Genomic DNA, 16,708 nt, shown 5'->3' with positions numbered 1-16,708 from the left:
CGGCATGGAGAAAGAGATTCAGCGCATTTTGATCGCTAATCGGGGGGAGATTGTGCTAAGAGCGATACAAACCATCGCCCAAATGGGCAAACAATCCATCGCCATTTACTCCAGTGCCGACAAGGACGCACACTATCTAAACACTGCCGATGCCAAGGTGTGCGTGGGTGGGCCCAAATCGGCAGAGAGCTATCTTAATATCCCGGCGATCATCAGTGCTGCCGAGCTCTTTGAAGCGGATGCGATTTTCCCCGGGTACGGGTTTTTAAGCGAGAATCAAAACTTTGTGGAGATTTGCACCCACCACGGACTAGAATTTATTGGACCGAGTGCAGAGGTGATGGCGTTGATGGGGGACAAATCCAAAGCCAAAGAGTGCATGAAAGAGGCGGGCGTGCCCGTGATCGAGGGTTCAAATGGGATTTTAAAGAGCTATGAAGAGGCTTTAGAGGTCGCCGAACATATCGGTTTTCCCATCATCATTAAGGCGGCCAATGGTGGGGGTGGGCGGGGCATGCGTGTGGTGGAGAAAGCCAACGCACTTAAAAATCTTTACTTGGCCGCTGAAACCGAGGCACTGAGTGCTTTTGGGGACGGGAGTGTATATATCGAGAAATTCATTAAAAACCCCAAGCACATAGAGGTGCAAATTTTAGCCGACAAACACGGCAATGTGATCCATGTGGGCGAGCGGGATTGCTCCACCCAGCGCCGCCAGCAAAAGCTCATTGAAGAAACCCCTGCCCTAGTCTTGCAAGAAGAGGTACGCCAAAGACTCTTAAAGACCGCTATCAATGCCGCCAAGCATATTGGCTATGTGGGGGCGGGGACTTTTGAGTTCTTGCTAGATACGAATGGACAGGATTTTTATTTTATGGAGATGAACACCCGCTTACAAGTGGAGCACACGGTGAGCGAAATGGTGAGCGGCTTAGACTTGGTGGAGTGGATGATTAAAATCGCTCAAGGGGAGAAGCTCCCCCCTCAAGAATCGATTGTTTGTAAGGGGCATGCCATAGAGTGCCGCATCACCGCCGAAGACCCCAAGACATTTACGCCCAGTGCGGGTAAAATCACCTCTTGGATCACTCCCGGGGGGATGGGGGTGCGCTTTGACACCCACGCTTATGCGGGTTACAGCGTCCCACCCCATTACGATTCGATGATTGGTAAACTCATCGTCCACGCTCCCACCAGAGAGCAAGCCATTTCTAAGATGAAGCGGGCTTTAAAAGAGTTTTATGTCGAGGGGATCAAGACGACTAAGGATTTTCATTTAGGCATGCTGGATAACCCCGACTTTAGACGCAACGCCATCCACACCAAGTATTTGGAAACCCAACAAAAGGAATCTTGATGTACGCAGACAGAATCACGAAAATTGCCCCTTCACAGACCATTGCGATCACCACGCTGGCACAAGAGTTAAAGGCACAGGGCAAGGATATTTTAAGTTTCAGTGCGGGCGAACCTGACTTTGACACCCCCCCTTGTATTGAAGAGGCGGCCAAAGCGGCGATCGACTCGGGCTTTAGCAAGTACACAGCTGTGAAGGGTATCCCCGAGTTATTGCAAGCCATCGCAAAGAAGTTTCAAAGCGAAAATGGCTTGGACTACAACGCTGACGAGGTCATGGTGAGCAATGGGGCGAAACAATGTCTTTTTAATGCCTTTCAGGCTCTCATCAACCCAGGCGATGAGGTCATCATCCCCACCCCCTATTGGGTGAGTTACCCCGAGCTCGTCACCTACAGCGGGGGTAAGAATGTCTTTTTATCCACTAGTGCCGCCACTGAGTTTAAAATCACCCCCGATCAGTTGCAAAAAGCCCTAACCCCCAAAACCAAAATATTAGTGTTGACCACCCCCTCCAACCCCACAGGGATGATTTACACTAAAGAGGAATTACGAGCTTTAGGGGAAGTGCTAAAAGACACTAAAGTTTGGGTTTTGAGTGATGAAATTTATGAAAAGCTCGTGTATGAGGGCTCTATGTTCTCTTTTGGGGCACTAGAGGGGCAATTAGAGCGCACGATCACGATCAATGGGCTAAGTAAGGCGGTGAGCATGACCGGTTGGCGCGTGGGCTATTTAGGCACGAAGGATAAAACCTTGCTAAAGCACATGCTTGCCTTGCAAAGCCACAGCACTTCTAATATTAATTCTATCGCCCAAAAAGCCGCTCTAGCCGCCTTGCAAGGTTGCGCTGACAAGGACATTGAAAACATGCGTCTTGCCTTTAAAGAACGCAGGGACACCGCTTATGCTGGGCTCAATGGCATTAAGGGCTTGAGTGCTTTAAAACCGCAGGGGGCGTTTTATCTATGGATACAAATCCCCGGGCAAAATTCGATGGAGTTTTGCCAAAAACTCTTAGAAGAGCAAGGCGTGGCCTTGGTGCCCGGCATTGCCTTTGGGGTTGAGGGCTTTGTGCGCATGTCTTATGCCTGCTCTTTGGAGCAAATCCACGCCGGTCTAGAGCGGCTTAAGAAATTTATGGCTTGAGTTTCTACATGTATCTTACACCAAGAGTGCTTTTGTTGGTGGTTAAAGCTAGAAAAGTTTTGGATATACACGACTTTTTTAGAAAGTAAGCAAAAAACCAACGAGGGAACACACCGAACCCACAATAACACAGAAACACAGGATAATAACGAGAGAGATCGAGCGGATAAACTTAGATAATTAAGCCACCCCGGCAAAGCCGGGGGTAAGGGTTAACCCTCGTGTCCGTTGTGGTGATGGTGGTGTTCACCGTCTCCGTGATGGTGGTGATGATGGTGGTGGTGATGCCCACTGTAGTAGTGGTGATGGTGGTGATGGTGGTGGTGTTCACCATGCCCTTCGTGATCGTGGCAGCACCCACCCTCAGCGTGATCGTGACAGCATTCGTCTGACATAAAATCCTCCAAAAAATAAATTTTACACTAGATCGCTCTAGGTGGGGTTATTCTACACTAAAAAAGCCACTCTTTGGTAAATCGTTTAAAAAAGCCATGCATTCTTTTTCAAGGGTATAGAGTGTGTAGCGCAAGGTTTTAAAACTAGGGGCTTTAGGGTTGGAAGGGTTCAGGTATTTAAAACACTCTTCAAGCACCCGTGCACTCTCCTGCGCGCGTTTAAAATTGGCCTGCAACATATGCAAACATGAAGACCCCTTGGGAGGTGAGTTGTCGTAAGGGCTTAGGACATCATTTAAACTATCGCGCTGGGCGTAGAGCCATAAAAAACTGATGCCATTTTGGATAAAAACTGCGGTGGCTTGGTGACGGACTTGTTTTAAACGGAAAGCCAAATCCTTGTTATCATAGAGATAGCGCAGAGTGTCCTCGACCACCCGCACCCCCTCTTTAAAGCGGTTTAAGTTCGCGTCTAAAAGACGGCCGATGGGCTCAGTCGTTGCGCCCTCCCATGATGCCTAGGATTTGCAAGAGGGACACAAAGATGTTTAAGAAATCCACATATAAAGCCACCGCCGCTTCTACAGGGCTTTCATAAGCCCCTTTGATGATATTTTGGGTGTCGTAAGCCACAAAGAGGCTAAAGAGCACCACACACACGCCCGCAATCGCCACTTGCATCATGGGCGAGCCTAAGAAGAGGTTGATTAAAGAGGCCACCATCACCACAATCACGGCGATGAAAAGCATTTTGCCCATGCTCTCAAAGTCGCTCTTGGTTTTAATGGCGTAAATACTCATCACGCCGAAAACAATGGTTGTCATGCCAAGAGCTTGCCAAATGGCACTCGCCCCTGAGCGTGCGATCACAAAGCCTAGCAAAGGCACCAAGGTGATGCCCGATAAAAAGGCGAAAGCAAAGAGCATGAGCAAGTTAACCGTGGGCATTCTGCGGGTGAACATGAGTCCAAAGAAAGCGGCGATTTCGCCGATGAAAAACGCCCACTTATATTGCACGACCACCTGAAAGTGCATCATGCCAATGAGCGCACCAATGGTGGCCAAGAGTAGGCTAGCGGCAAAGAATTTATAAGTGGTTTTGACAAAATTAACTAAGGCAGTTTCATTTTGTTCTGCGTAAGACGATGACACGCCTTCGCGTACTTGTCTGTCGTACAAGGCCATGGAGGTCTCCTTTTATATCAAAAAAGTAACGGGATTCTAGCTAAACACCCTTAATACCTTGCTTAAATACGGATTCTTACAACATAAAGATAATTTGCTAGAAGGAAATTGCTTGGTAGTCGCTGATTAATGGTTTTAGGTGAATCTGTCGGCGCGCAGCACGGATTTTATACGCTAAACACCCATAGGGTCTTGGCAACAAACAATGATCTCACTACCTAAATACCTTAAACTATCTCTTTTAAATGCGACAGCATGCATGGACTCTACTCCTCAAGAAGTGAAAGCCAAGAGAGGGGCAGCTGGTTGTGGGTAACCAAAAACCGCCTTCCCTTTGATTGTGCGCACTAAAAACTAAGAATTAGACCCATCATAGGGACACACTGCTAGAAACTCTTTGGTGTTTTTATATCCCAAAGGCTTTAATGACCTTTCATACCACTAAAGAGTGTTGAGACTCTCCATCATGGAGGGATGGGTGTAAATCATCTCTTTAAGGGTAGAAAAGCTTAGATTTTGGTTTATGGCGAGGCTAAATAGGTTGATGTATTCATAAGATAGGGGGCAGTGTAAACTTGCACCCAAAACGCGTTCTGTGCCTTCTTCTACCAAGACTTGTAGTAGCCCCGTGGTGTCCTCTAGCACCCTTGCCCCGGGGATGGCTGTCGTCTTAAGGCTGTGGGTGTCAAAAGTCTTGTCTTTGATTTCATGTGCCCTTAAGCCCACATGGCTATAGGGGGTTTCAATGTAAAGCACTTCGGGTAAAACATTACGGTTATGGATCGATCGCCTTTTTGCACCAAAAAGGTGATCGTAAACGATGCGGTAGTCGTCTAAACTGACGTAAGTGGTGAGCATTGCGCCACCTTTGACATCACCGATGGCGTAGATATTGCCTTCACTTTGGGCGTTTGCCACCAAAAACTCATTGGTTAAAATTTCTTGTTGTGCCCCTAGCTCAATACCCGCCCGCTCAAGTTGTAAGGTGGCGGTGTTGGGGGTGCGCCCTATGGCGAGTAAAATTGCATCGGCTTCTAGGGTTTTTTCTTGGTCGCTTTGGGTGTAGTGGATACAATCGCCTTCAATCGTTTTGAGATCAGCACCACAGAGGATTTTAACCCCCTTTTGGCTCAAGGATTCGTAAATGCTCTCTCTAAACGCGGGGTCTTCTTTGGGCAAAAGGGTTGCCCCGCGCACGAGCACGCTCACTTTAGTGGTGTTTTTGCTAGGGGTGCGTCCAAACAAATTGAACATGCTGGCAAATTCTAAGCCTATGTAGCCCCCACCAACCACAACTAAATGCGCCGGCAAGGTGCTCAGTTGCATTAAAGAGGTGCTGTCATAGACTTTATCGGAGTGGATGGGCACTTGGGGGGTGATGGGGAGCGAACCCGTGTTAATGACAATATAATCTGCACTGATTTCTTGGCAGCTGTCATTGTGATAGAGCATTAAAGTGTGGCTGTCCTTAAAGCTTGCCGTGCCATCAATCACCTGCACCTTCGCGTCTAGCAGGGCTTCATAGTTTTTTTGGCGCAAGAAGGCAACCATTTTATTTTTGGCTTCTATGGCTTCCTTGTAGCCACTCGCCCCCTTTTTATGGGTCGCTAAATGCAAGAGGGCTTTAGAGGGGATACACCCGATATTAATACAAGTCCCGCCATACATTTCCTTACTGGCTTCAACGAGAGCGACTTTTTTGCCTAGCTTTGCGGCGGCGGCAGCTAAAGTCTTGCCCCCTTTGCCAAACCCGATCACAACCAAATCATACGCAAATCGCATTAAATCTCCTTCGTTTTCACAATGCTAGCATGCTTGTTACAACCACTGGACTAAAGTTGCCCCCCATGCAGGTATTGTTAAAAACCCCTAAATCGTAATATCTAGGACATGCGGGTCTACAAGCTGCTCGAGCTCTTCGGTGTTCTCCACCGCCCGCTCCAGCTCGCTGTCGCTGTAATAATGCCCATGGTAGCAATGCTCTTTGTCCTTGTCTTTTTGGTAGCGGGTGTCGGCATCGCCTTGGGTTGTGCTTTGCTCTTGGGACTCCTGCTCTTGTTTGGGGGGTTGGTGGGGGGGGTTTTCCTTGTCTGGGCTGATGGCCTTGTTTTCTTCAAGGGCGCGGGTGGCTTCCACTTTTTGCAGCCGTTCTAAAAAGACCTGCTGGTCGATTTGGGAGATTTTAGGCAAAGCGTTTTGGTTGACAATGGAGCTGTAGGGGGCGTTTTGGTTGATGTAGGTTAAATTACCGGGGATGGATACGGGCATGCAAACTCCTTTAACTAGGTCAAGCCTAGTTTGGCTAACGCCTAGCTTTATATCGGCAGTTTGCTTTAGCGGTGGACTTTGCGCAAAATAAAGTTGAGTAAGTCGTAGCTGTCTAGGGACACGGTGAAGTAGACTTGGTAGGAGGATTGCGTGGTGTGGTAGTTGCTCATGGTGTTGTAGACAAATTGGGTTTTAATGCTGGCAAAGGAGCTTCTAAATTCGTAGTAAATGTCCAAGCGGTTGTAAAGCGGGGCTTGGAAAAAGGCGACCCCGCGGTAAATGGGTGTGGGGCAGTAGTTTTTAGAGGCCGTACAAATTTCGTCTATGTAGAGATTGTTGTATTTGTCCTCGTAGGCGTTTTGTCCATATTTGCTTGCAAAAAAGAGATCGCTGATCCCAAAGCCCTTGAATTGCATGTTGGCTTGGGCGAAAAAGCCATTGCTTATCTTAAAATCGGTCGACATCTCCATTTTGCGCAAGCGCTCTAGATTCGCAAGCACCCCTAGAGAAAAATCTAATCTATCCATAAAGGGGGCAGCGTTTAATAGGTCGCTCTTGGCGTAGAATTGGTAGTAGAGACGATCAAGCAAGTAATGCCCGCCACGGGGGATATTGCCCGAAGTGTTGGGCCAATTTAACAAGAATTGGTCTTCCACATGGAAATACTCGGCATTGCCTCCCAAAATCAAAAACCCCTTTAAAGTCTTTAATTCGCTATAACCCATAAAACTAAAGCGGTCCATGCCATTGTGTGCATCGTTGTGCCCGAACTTACAAGTGTAGCAGTTGCCCCCAAACCAATCGAGCATGAACTCGGCTTCTAGGTGGGTGGATTTGTAGGGGTTTTTGGGCGGTCTGTATTGCAATAAAAAGCCCCGTGCATTGGGGTCTATGAACCAATAGTAGGGCGCAAAAACATTTAAAGGATAGTGTCCGTTGAGGTATTTTCTAGGGAAAATCCCCCCATAGAAGTTAAAAGAATGTCCCCTTGCTTGGTAATAGAGTGTGGGGCCCCACTTGGAGGGGAAGTTCATCTGGTAGGTGTGGATGTTTTGGAAAAAGAACGCCCCCACCATGAGCTTTTGCTCCACGCTTTTGGTGTTGAAAGCAAAGCCAAATTCGGGGGTCAGGCGGGTATTTAGCGTGGTGTTGGTGTCCGGCCAATAGGTCGTGTAGCCCTCGTGGTCCATGATGAATAAATTAAAGCCCAAATTGTAGCGCAAGTGTTCAGCGATATTAGAAGCGTGCAGACTAAGGCACAAGAGAGAATAAAAAAGCCAAAAAATGCGGGGTTTAAGGGAGAACATGGCAATCCTTTAAGCCGATAAAAGGCACGCTATACTATAATGACTAACCTTATTAGTTTATTAGAAAGGAGAAAGAGATGTTCCACGAGTATAGGGAAGAAATCAAGGAACTCAGCAATAAAAACCCCCACTTCCATAAGATTTTTGAGGAACACAATGCCCTAGATGATGAAATCAGTGCTTTAGAATCGCACAGCACCGATGAACTCAAGGTCGCTGCTCTCAAAAAGAAGAAATTGCACCTGAAAGATGAGATCTACCGCATGATCCAAGAACATAAGGGTGCGAACTAGCTACAAGTTCTTCAAAACTTTGTAGGCTTCCGTCACTTCTAAAAAGCGTTGTCTGCGGATGTTGTGGTGGGGCTTTTTGGAGGGGGCAGTGTCGGGGTGGTAGAGCTTGGCCAACTCTAAATAGCGGCGTTTAATCTCTTCTTTAGAGTGCATCACACCTAGCCCTAGCGTGCGCAGAGCTTTTAAAATTAATTCTTCTTGTTTTGTCAAAAAAAGCTTTTGCGTGGGGTAGATGAATTGTATGTAAGCGTGCTTGAAGTGCGGGTTTTTCAGCGACATCAACACCTGCAGGGCGTCCAAATGGGCGTGGGTTTCGTGTAGAAAGCTCTTTTTATTGCTTTTATCTTTGAAGGGGGTTTCAAGCAAAATAAAGGGTGCGAACACGCTATGTAAAAACTCCCGAGCCAAAAAATGCGTGTAGTAAAACACCAATCTAGAGTGCATATAAATGGCTTGTATCTCCACTTTTGGCACGAGGGCCAATAGGGATTTAGACTTGATTTTAGAGGTGTAACTCTCTTTAAACACCACGGGCAAATGGGCGTTGCTTAGAATTTTCTCTAGTAAGAGGTTAAACATATCAGGGGAGTTAAAGGGGTGCAAGGCGTATTTGGCGTAGAACAAGCGGTTGAGCAAGTAGGCTTTTTTGAGACCTGCCTTTTCAAGTAAAATCAAGGTGTGCTTGAATCTGACATGCTCGGGGAAGTGTTTTCTTAGATACAAGCTTGTTTTGGCATACAAAGAGGAGTCTAGGCACACCTCAATAAACTGATTAGCAGACGTGGCTCTTTGGGGAGCTGGGAGGGTTTTTGCTAACTTCGTTTTGATTTGCATGGCGTATTATAACATGTTTTTTTCTAGGGTGTTTTTGTGAAAGGTCCCCCTTTGGCGTTCATAACGCACCACAAATACCGCTACGATTAGAGCCAAGAATTGCGAAAGCGGGTAGGCGACCCAAATCCCCTTAAGCCCGTAAAAATAACTTAAAATCGGCAACAAGAGCACGACAAACACGATGGTTTCGCAAATGGTGATAAGAAACGAGCTCTTGGTACGCTGTATGGATTGAAAAAAGATGGCAGAAAAGAGGTTGACTCCTAAGAAAATATGCCCGAAATAATAAATATCCATGGCACTCTTGGTGTCGGCTAAAAAGGAAAAATCTTCTAAGAGGCGTGTTTTATCCACATAAAACCTAATGAGGTAGCTGTCAAAAAAGTAAAACACAATGTAAAGCCCCACGCCCGCGCACAGAGCCACCTTAAGCCCAAAGCTAAAGGCAGCACGCACACGATTGAGCCGCCCCGCCCCATAGCTAAAGCTAGCGATCGGTTGTATCCCCTGCCCTATGGAAAGCAGGGTCGTCCAAAACACAATCCCATTATACATGATGATGGCATAGATCGACACCCCCCGCTCCCCCGCAGTGTGCATGATCATCCAATTAAAGAGCAACATCACCACAGCGGCGCTAAACTCGGACACACTTTGGGGCACACCGCTTTTGGCTGAAGAGATCACGCTCGCCCAGTTGAAACGGCGCACAAAGTATAATTGCCCTTTTTTTAAAAGAAAATGCGAAAACAAAACAAAGAACCCCACCGCATGCCCGAGCACCGTGGCGATCGCACTCCCGTGTATGCCCACTTCAAACACATAGAGCAAGAGGTAATTAAACAGCACATTCGTAAGAGAGCCCACCAGCATGGCGACCATCGCCAAGATGGGGCGTTTATCATTCACCACAAAGACATCGGCTAAGGGGTGCAAGACCATAAAAACCGCCCCCATTAAAATCACCTTGAGATAGATCGACACCATCGGTAAGAGCAGATTAGAGCTACCTAGCATTTTGGCGATATGATCGGTGAAGGGCACGAGAGTCCAGCTAATGACAACAATGCTGATCGCCACAAAATAAAAAACCGAGCTAAAGACCAAGCGGGCGTGCTTGATGTGATCTTTGCCTAAAAAATACGAGGCGATCGAGGCTGCCCCCAGTCCAAAGAGCAACTCATAGGCGATCAGGGTGGGGAAAATGGGCCAACACACCCCGATCGCAGCAAGAGCATCTTTACCCAGCTTGTTGCCCACAAACATACCATCGATCATGGAATAGGTAGACAAAGAAATCATAGAAAAGGCGAGGGGGATAAAATAGTAGAAAAAAAGCCTAGGGATCGGCGTGGTTTTTAGATCAACAGCCACACACCCCCCTTGTGTGCTCCCTAGCGTTTAGAGAATTGTGGGCTGCGGCGTGCCTTGTGTTTGCCATATTTTTTGCGCTCCACCACGCGAGAATCCCTTGTGAGTAAGCCTTTGGGTTTTAAAATTGCCCTAAAGGCACTGTCGTAGAGATTCAAGGCTTTAGAAATGCCATGCCTTAAGGCTTCAGCTTGTGCACTGTAACCGCCCCCAAAGACCACCGCTTTCACGCTCACCAAGCCCTCTTGTTTGGTGAGCACTAAGGGCTGCATGACCTTCATTTTAATGGACTCATGCCCACCTAGCCAAGTGTTTAAATCCATGCCATTGATGTCTAGCTGCCCGTCCCCATGCGTGAGCCAAACTTTGGCGATCGCGCTCTTTCTTTTGCCTGTGGCGTAAATTTTTGTCATCTACTTAATCCTTCTTGCCCACTTGAGCCGTGTGGGGGTGTTTTTCATCTTTATAGACCTTGAGTTTCTTGATCATGGCACGCCCAAGTTTCGTCTTAGGCAACATGCCCCGCACCGCTAGATAAAAGAGTTTTTCGGGGTTTTTTTCTAGCATTTCTTCTAGGGTTTTGCTTTTCGTGCTACCAAAATAGCCCGAGTGGGTGAAGTACTCTTTATCTTTGAGCTTGTTTAAACTTGAAAACTTCACATGGCTGGCATTGACGATCACCACAAAATCCCCACAATCTACATTGGGGGTAAAGCAAGGGCGGTGTTTGCCCCTAAGTAGGGTCGCCGCTTTGGTGATTAGTCGCCCAAAAACTTGGTCTTTTGCATCCAGCACGACCCAATCGCGCTTGATGTCTGTATTTTTCATGGACTCAGTGAGTTGCATCCCGTATTCCTTGTCAAATATCAAAAGAGCCTATTCTAGCCTTTTTACCTTAAGATAACTTGAATTTAAGCGAAATTAAAGCTACTTTTTAAACAAACGCATTTGATAGGTCAACGCTCTTTGGCTCTCAGCGTCTAGGCTATAGCGTTTGTCGTAGGCGTTTTGCACAGCGATTTTTAAGATGTCTTTTTGGTCTTGATAAACCTCATTGTTCCACATGTCTAAAACAATGTGGTAAAGCTGTATGTTTTGCACCAACAGCTCAAATACCCGCATGCGGTCTTTCAAGTACAAGTGTTCATCTAGGGCGTAATCGGCGATGTTCACGCAAATACGCTCAAAAACCCAAGTCGCCAAACGACCATTTAGCATGCTTTCGAGGTAACTTTTAGCCTTCTCCAATTGCGCTTGCAAATTGCACCGATCTGAAAAGAGCAGCACGGATAAGATTAGAATATAAATATTTAAACGTTTGCCTAAAGAGCGGGTTTTCCACTTGACAAGCCATTTTCTGACCTTAGACATTTTATTAGAAGGATTTTGCATGCATTGCCTTTTTGTCTATCTTAGCATCTTATTGTAGGGTTTATGTAGCGAAAGTAAGGGTTTCTTGTGTTAAACTACACTCTCAAATCTATTTTATCGGGGACATTTTGTTTAAAGTTTTTTTGGTGCTGTGTGCTTGTCTTTGCTATCTTGTAGGACAAGAAAATACACAAATCCAACGCTTGCAAGAAGAGGTAGGACATTTAGATCATAAGCTCCAAACGAGCGATAACATTTGGCTAAAAAAATTCAGTAATTTTGAGAGTTATGAGCAAATTTACGAGGAAATCCAAACTATCCAACAAAAACTCAAAACCCTTAAAAATAAAAAAAACAAGAAAAACAAAGACACTCTCCAAATCAGCACCCTAAACCATACCTTGCAAGCCCTAAAATACCAAGAGGAGCTGCTCGAGCAGTACAAAATGAACCCTTTTAAAGAATTGGTGGAAAAGCCCAGCATCGCCAACATCCCCAACATCACCAACCCCATCGCCATCGTTACAGGGATTTCTTTTATTAAGCAAATCAAAGCCAAATACACCACCATGAAGCACCACAAAAAGAGCTTGCACGAAGTCTTGACATTGATCAATCAAAAGTTACAGGTTTTAACACAACTAGAGAAGTTACAAAGGGGGCAAGAACAAGAACACTTAGCTAAGAAAATTTACCAAGAGCAGGTTAAAAAGATCGAATTGCAAGGGGCGCAAAATCTCTTAAAAACGAGCATGGATGTTTACCTAAAGGACATTGAAGAAACCGAGTCCAACATTAAATCCCAAATCAAGGACCAAATCTTTAAACTGATCTATGTGGTGCTGATCGCCCTAGTCAGCATTGTTTTAGCGTGGGTGCTCAAGGTCATCAGCCATAAATACATCCACAGCAACGAGCGCGCCTACACGATCAACAAGGCGATCAACTTTGTCAACGCCAATGTGGTGGTGTTGATTTTTCTTTTCGCCTACTTGGAAAATGTGTCCTACCTTGTAACCGTGCTGGGCTTTGCCAGTGCCGGGATCGCCATTGCCATGCGCGATTTATTCATGAGCGTGCTAGGGTGGTTTATGATCCTCATTGAGGGCAATATCCATGTGGGCGATCGCATCAAGGTGGTGAAAGAGGGGCACGCCTATGTGGGCGATGTGCTCGACATCTCTGCCCTTTACACCACGATTTTAGAGGATGTCACGCTCACCAGCTACAAAAATAACGATTGCCGGGCGGGGCGTATCATCTTTATCCCCAACAACTACATCTTTAGCAATCTACTTTGCAATTACAGCCACTTTGGCATGAAAACCGTTTGGGATGGGATCGTCTTTTGTGTTACCTTTGACTCGAATTACAAAAAGGCCATGCAAATCGCCCTAGACATCGCCAACACCCAAGCCAAGCAATACACCGAAATGACCTATAAACAAATGAACAACATGCGCACCAAATACTCCCTACGCAACACCAGCGCCAACCCACGGGTGTTTATGGTGCTCGAGCAGGAGGGTATCCACATCAGCGTGTGGTACCAAACCAACTCTTACGCCACGCTTGCGCTCAAATCTAAGATTTCTAGTGATATTATCGAGGCACTTTTAAAAGAACCGGATATTTTCATCGCCTACAGCACGACTAAATTCGTGCAGAGCGCGGGCGATGGGTTTGGGAACAAAAACAGCGTTTTTGAGAGCAAGGAATTACGCCTATGAAACAAAAAGTCTATTTTAAAACCTTTGGTTGCCGCACCAATTTATTCGACACGCAAGTCATGCTCGCACATTTAAAGGATTTTGAGCGCACCACAAGCGAGGATTTAGCGGATATTGTGGTTTTAAACTCTTGCACTGTTACCAATGACGCAGACTATAGCGCAAGGGCGTATGCCAAAAAAATGCACACTTTGGATAAAAAAGTCTATTTTACCGGTTGCGGGGCAAATAAAGAGGGACGCAAACTCTTAGAAAACAAGCAAGTGAGTGGGGTGTTTGGGCACGATCATAAAACCCAAATCAACCGCCTTTTAAGCCAAGAGGGTTTTTTTTACGAGGATAAACAACAAGAGCTAGAGGGCACGCTTTTAAAAAGCTTTGTAGGTAAAACCCGTGCTTTTGTCAAAATCCAAGAGGGGTGCGATTTTAAATGCAGTTATTGCATCATCCCCCAAGTGAGGGGCAAGTCGCGTAGTTTAGAGCGCGCACACATTTTAAAGCAAATAGACTTGCTCGCCGATAGTGGGGTTTTAGAGGTGGTTTTGACGGGCACGAATGTCGGCAGTTTCGGGCTAGATTATGGGGATAGCCTAGCCAAACTCATTAAAGAGATCGCCAAAACCCCCATAAAGCGGGTGCGTATCGGCAGTCTAGAGCCCGCCCAAATGGATAGCGAGTTTTTAGAGCTACTTGATCACCCCATTTTAGAAAAACATTTACACATCGCCCTGCAACACAGCCACGACACCATGCTACGCTGGATGCGCCGGCGCAACCGCACACACATGGATTTAGCCCTTTTGCAAAAAGTCGCTTCTAAGGGCTTTGCCATTGGCACGGATTTTATCGTAGGCCACCCGCATGAGGACGAAACCATTTGGCAAGAGGCACTAGAGAACTTTAAACAACTCCCCCTAACACACATCCACCCTTTCATTTACAGCGTGCGCGATGGCACGCCCTCAAGTAAAATGCCTAATCGCGTGAGAGGCGACATTGCCAAAGCCCGTTTAAGGCAGATCAAAGAGTGCGTGCAAGAAAACAACCTAGCCTTTAGGCAAAATTTAAAGGATCGGGACGTGGCTTTAGAGGTGCTGGTGGAGGGGCTTAAGGGGGGCTTTTACTTAGGGCATGATCAATTCTTTAACCCCATACGCCTAAGCTCTAACGAGGATTTACGGGGGCAGTGGGTGCTGTTGAAAGATTACGAGGTGGAGCTTGATTCAAACTTTGCGGCGGTATAAAAAGGCGATCATCGGCTGCTTTGCGCTCTTGGTGGGTGTGGTCTTTGTGGTGTTTTTGTTTTTTAGAGAACCTACTAGGCTGGTGAGTATCCAAGACTTTAACGCCCTGTTACGCAGCGAAAAAATCCAAAGCATTAAGATCGACAGCCGCTACATTTACCTAAAAACCCACTTTAAGGTGTATAAAACCGCCCGTTTGGGCTGGACGGACTCCATGCAATTTCCTACGAATATCCCCATTGAGGTGTTGCCCGAGGACAACACCACGCAAGAACTCTTAAATGTCGTGATCATCTTTTTCTTTTTAGTGCTCTTGGCGGTGGTTTTGCGCTTGGCTTGGAACAAAAAGGCACTGCTGCAGCCCTCTGTGGACGCTACCCAAGCACACCCAAGCACCCCACAGCCCCCTTTGCACGCCACTTTGCCCAGTGTCCGCTTTAAAGATGTGGCGGGCACGAAGGAGGTCAAAGAGGAATTATACGAGATTGTGGATTACTTGAAAAATCCCAAAAAATACCAAGATTTAAAGATCAAATTACCTAAGGGGGTGCTCTTGGTGGGCCCACCGGGGGTGGGTAAAACGATGATCGCCAAGGCCCTAGCCGCTGAGGCGAAAGTGCCCTTTTTCTACCACAGCGGGAGCGCCTTCGTGCAAATTTATGTGGGCGTGGGGGCTAAGAGGGTGCGAGAACTTTTTGCCAAAGCCAAAGCCTTTAGCCCGTCCATTGTGTTTATCGATGAGATCGATGCGGTGGGTAAGGCGAGAGGACACCAGCGCAACGATGAGAGAGAAGCCACGCTCAACCAGCTTTTAACCGAGATGGACGGCTTTGAGGAAAGCTCTCAGGTGATCGTGATCGGGGCGACGAATAAAATCGATGTGATGGACGAGGCTCTTTTAAGAAGTGGCCGCTTTGATCGGCGTATTTTTATTTCTCTGCCCGACTTAGAAGAGCGGGTGCAGATTTTAGAGTCTTATTTGCAAGACAAACAACACAATTTAGATTGTTTGGAGGTGGCAAAAATCTGTGTGGGCTTTAGTGGGGCGATGCTCTCTTCTTTGGTGAATGAAAGCGCCCTAAATGCTTTAAGACGCAACGCGGCACAAATTAGCATGAAGGACATTTTAGAGGTCAAAGACAAAATCGCCTTTGGTAAAAAGAAAAATGTAACTTTGAGCGAGCAAGAAAAGAATTTATACGCCCTTTATCAAAGTGCCAAAGCCCTTAGTGCCTACTGGCTAGAGGTGGAGTTTGATAAGGTGCTCTTGGTGGGGGAGTTCTTGGTGGCAAGCGATCGGCGTATTTTGAGCAAGAGTGAGATGAACAACAGCATTAAGGTGCATTTAAGCGGGATGATTGTGCTGGATTTATTCTTTAAAGAAAGTTACACTTTGGCTAAGGACGATTTAAAGCACGCCCTAGAAACCGCTAAAAAGATGTGCGAAGAGTATGGCATGGGGCATAAGTTTATCGGGGATCGAAGTGATGTAGAGGCTCTCTTAAGCACGCTTTATGCGGAACAACGAGAGTTTTTAGGCAATTTTAGAGCCCAAGTACAGGCAATGGCACAGGCTTTATTGGATAAAGAGAAGCTAAGTAAAACCCAAATCCAAGAGATTTTGCGCTCTTTTGTGTGATGGTGTATTTTAGTGGCTTTGGCTTTAGGGGGGAGAGGGGGCTGTTTGCGTGGATTTTAAAAGATTGTGGGGATTACGACATGGCGGGCTTTAGCTATGGGGCTCTTAAAGCTTTAGAGTGTGCTTATGGCAAAGCCAAAGAAGGGCAAAGGGTGCAAAAGCTCATGTTGATTTCGCCTTGTATGTTGGCACTCAAACCCCCCGCCTTTAAACGCCTACAAGTTTTAAGCTATAAAAAAGACCCTAAAGGCTACATGCAAACCTTTTTTAAAAACATTGGCTGGGCGGATATGTTACAAAAAAACTCAAATCTAGAAAATTACACGCATTTAGGCAGTGCTGAGGATTTAGAGGATTTGCTCTACACCCCCCTAGACCCTAAAAAACTAGAGTTTTTGCAAAGCAAGGGTGTTTGTGTGGAGGTGTTTTTGGGTTTAGCCGATCCGCTCTTAGAGCCTAAGGAGGCACTAGGGTTTTTTAAGCCCCATGCGTGTGTGTGGCAATTTAAGGGTTATGGGCATTTCCTACAAGAAAATTCTTAGGAATACTAATTTTTGTTATAATGG

At 46.4% G+C, this 16,708-nt stretch carries 18 protein-coding genes; 8 read left to right on the top strand and 10 right to left on the bottom strand.

Features of this window, described 5'->3' with window-relative positions; genetic code table 11:
• Positions 1-4 precede the first annotated feature (4 nt).
• The 3 genes from QSJ47_RS06095 (at position 5) to QSJ47_RS06085 (ending at position 2,897) form a co-directional block, all read left to right on the top strand.
• Positions 5-1,357, top strand: coding sequence for an acetyl-CoA carboxylase biotin carboxylase subunit (locus QSJ47_RS06095; RefSeq protein ID WP_285602765.1), 1,353 nt, complete (start codon positions 5-7; stop codon positions 1,355-1,357).
• Positions 1,354-2,505, top strand: a complete 1,152-nt coding sequence (locus QSJ47_RS06090) for a pyridoxal phosphate-dependent aminotransferase (RefSeq protein WP_285602764.1) — start codon at positions 1,354-1,356, stop codon at positions 2,503-2,505. The genes QSJ47_RS06095 and QSJ47_RS06090 overlap by 4 nt, the downstream gene beginning before the upstream one ends.
• A 221-nt stretch (positions 2,506-2,726) precedes the next feature.
• A complete protein-coding gene (locus QSJ47_RS06085) occupies positions 2,727-2,897 on the top strand; it encodes a hypothetical protein (RefSeq protein WP_285602763.1) in 171 nt (56 codons plus the stop codon).
• Positions 2,898-2,947: 50 nt separating this feature from the next.
• Here the strand turns inward: QSJ47_RS06085 and QSJ47_RS06080 are convergent, their stop codons facing one another.
• The 5 genes from QSJ47_RS06080 to QSJ47_RS06060 all read right to left on the bottom strand — a co-directional run bounded on the left by QSJ47_RS06080 (position 2,948) and on the right by QSJ47_RS06060 (position 7,660).
• On the bottom strand, positions 2,948-3,388 hold the full coding sequence (locus QSJ47_RS06080) for a thiamine-phosphate pyrophosphorylase (protein ID WP_285602777.1): 441 nt from the start codon (positions 3,386-3,388) through the stop codon (positions 2,948-2,950).
• A gap of 4 nt (positions 3,389-3,392) precedes the next feature.
• Positions 3,393-4,085, bottom strand: coding sequence for a Bax inhibitor-1/YccA family protein (locus tag QSJ47_RS06075; RefSeq protein ID WP_221272451.1), 693 nt, complete (start codon positions 4,083-4,085; stop codon positions 3,393-3,395).
• A gap of 441 nt (positions 4,086-4,526) precedes the next feature.
• Positions 4,527-5,867, bottom strand: coding sequence for an FAD-dependent oxidoreductase (locus QSJ47_RS06070; RefSeq protein ID WP_285602762.1), 1,341 nt, complete (start codon positions 5,865-5,867; stop codon positions 4,527-4,529).
• A gap of 87 nt (positions 5,868-5,954) precedes the next feature.
• On the bottom strand, positions 5,955-6,353 hold the full coding sequence (locus QSJ47_RS06065) for a hypothetical protein (RefSeq protein ID WP_221272453.1): 399 nt from the start codon (positions 6,351-6,353) through the stop codon (positions 5,955-5,957).
• 65 nt (positions 6,354-6,418) lie between these two features.
• Positions 6,419-7,660, bottom strand: a complete 1,242-nt coding sequence (locus tag QSJ47_RS06060) for a hypothetical protein (protein ID WP_221272454.1) — start codon at positions 7,658-7,660, stop codon at positions 6,419-6,421.
• A gap of 77 nt (positions 7,661-7,737) precedes the next feature.
• On the opposite strand from QSJ47_RS06060, the gene QSJ47_RS06055 reads away from it, so the two are divergent.
• Positions 7,738-7,953, top strand: a complete 216-nt coding sequence (locus QSJ47_RS06055; protein WP_221272455.1) for an HP1242/YdcH family protein — start codon at positions 7,738-7,740, stop codon at positions 7,951-7,953.
• Here the strand turns inward: QSJ47_RS06055 and QSJ47_RS06050 are convergent, their stop codons facing one another.
• The 5 genes from QSJ47_RS06050 to QSJ47_RS06030 all read right to left on the bottom strand — a co-directional run bounded on the left by QSJ47_RS06050 (position 7,954) and on the right by QSJ47_RS06030 (position 11,550).
• The gene (locus tag QSJ47_RS06050) at positions 7,954-8,787 is read right to left on the bottom strand and encodes a J domain-containing protein (RefSeq protein ID WP_221272456.1); all 834 of its coding nucleotides are present in this window, start codon (positions 8,785-8,787) and stop codon (positions 7,954-7,956) included.
• A 6-nt stretch (positions 8,788-8,793) separates the two neighbouring features.
• A complete protein-coding gene (locus tag QSJ47_RS06045) occupies positions 8,794-10,161 on the bottom strand; it encodes an MATE family efflux transporter (protein ID WP_285602761.1) in 1,368 nt (455 codons plus the stop codon).
• Positions 10,162-10,181: 20 nt separating this feature from the next.
• Positions 10,182-10,571 (bottom strand): 30S ribosomal protein S9, encoded by a 390-nt coding sequence (gene rpsI / locus QSJ47_RS06040; protein WP_285602760.1) that lies wholly within the window; start codon positions 10,569-10,571, stop codon positions 10,182-10,184.
• A gap of 4 nt (positions 10,572-10,575) precedes the next feature.
• On the bottom strand, positions 10,576-11,004 hold the full coding sequence (rplM, locus tag QSJ47_RS06035; protein ID WP_285602759.1) for a 50S ribosomal protein L13: 429 nt from the start codon (positions 11,002-11,004) through the stop codon (positions 10,576-10,578).
• 81 nt (positions 11,005-11,085) lie between these two features.
• Positions 11,086-11,550 (bottom strand): hypothetical protein, encoded by a 465-nt coding sequence (locus QSJ47_RS06030; protein WP_285602758.1) that lies wholly within the window; start codon positions 11,548-11,550, stop codon positions 11,086-11,088.
• A gap of 104 nt (positions 11,551-11,654) precedes the next feature.
• Between QSJ47_RS06030 and QSJ47_RS06025 the strand changes: the two genes are divergently transcribed.
• From QSJ47_RS06025 to bioV, 4 genes are read left to right on the top strand one after another with little or no spacing between them, the layout of a single operon-like run.
• Complete coding sequence (locus QSJ47_RS06025; RefSeq protein ID WP_221272569.1) at positions 11,655-13,259, top strand: mechanosensitive ion channel family protein; 1,605 nt, start codon at positions 11,655-11,657, stop codon at positions 13,257-13,259.
• On the top strand, positions 13,256-14,503 hold the full coding sequence (gene mtaB, locus QSJ47_RS06020; RefSeq protein WP_285602757.1) for a tRNA (N(6)-L-threonylcarbamoyladenosine(37)-C(2))-methylthiotransferase MtaB: 1,248 nt from the start codon (positions 13,256-13,258) through the stop codon (positions 14,501-14,503). Before QSJ47_RS06025 ends, mtaB begins: the two co-directional genes overlap by 4 nt.
• A complete protein-coding gene (locus QSJ47_RS06015; RefSeq protein WP_502875127.1) occupies positions 14,490-16,142 on the top strand; it encodes an AAA family ATPase in 1,653 nt (550 codons plus the stop codon). The genes mtaB and QSJ47_RS06015 overlap by 14 nt, the downstream gene beginning before the upstream one ends.
• On the top strand, positions 16,142-16,684 hold the full coding sequence (bioV, locus tag QSJ47_RS06010; protein ID WP_285602776.1) for a pimelyl-ACP methyl ester esterase BioV: 543 nt from the start codon (positions 16,142-16,144) through the stop codon (positions 16,682-16,684). The genes QSJ47_RS06015 and bioV overlap by 1 nt, the downstream gene beginning before the upstream one ends.
• Positions 16,685-16,708 lie beyond the last annotated feature (24 nt).

It is taken from the genome of Helicobacter sp. NHP22-001 (genome assembly GCF_030270165.1).
In the GTDB taxonomy this organism is placed as follows: Bacteria; Campylobacterota; Campylobacteria; order Campylobacterales; family Helicobacteraceae; genus Helicobacter; species Helicobacter gastrofelis.
This window is presented reverse-complemented; position numbering and strand designations above follow the sequence as displayed.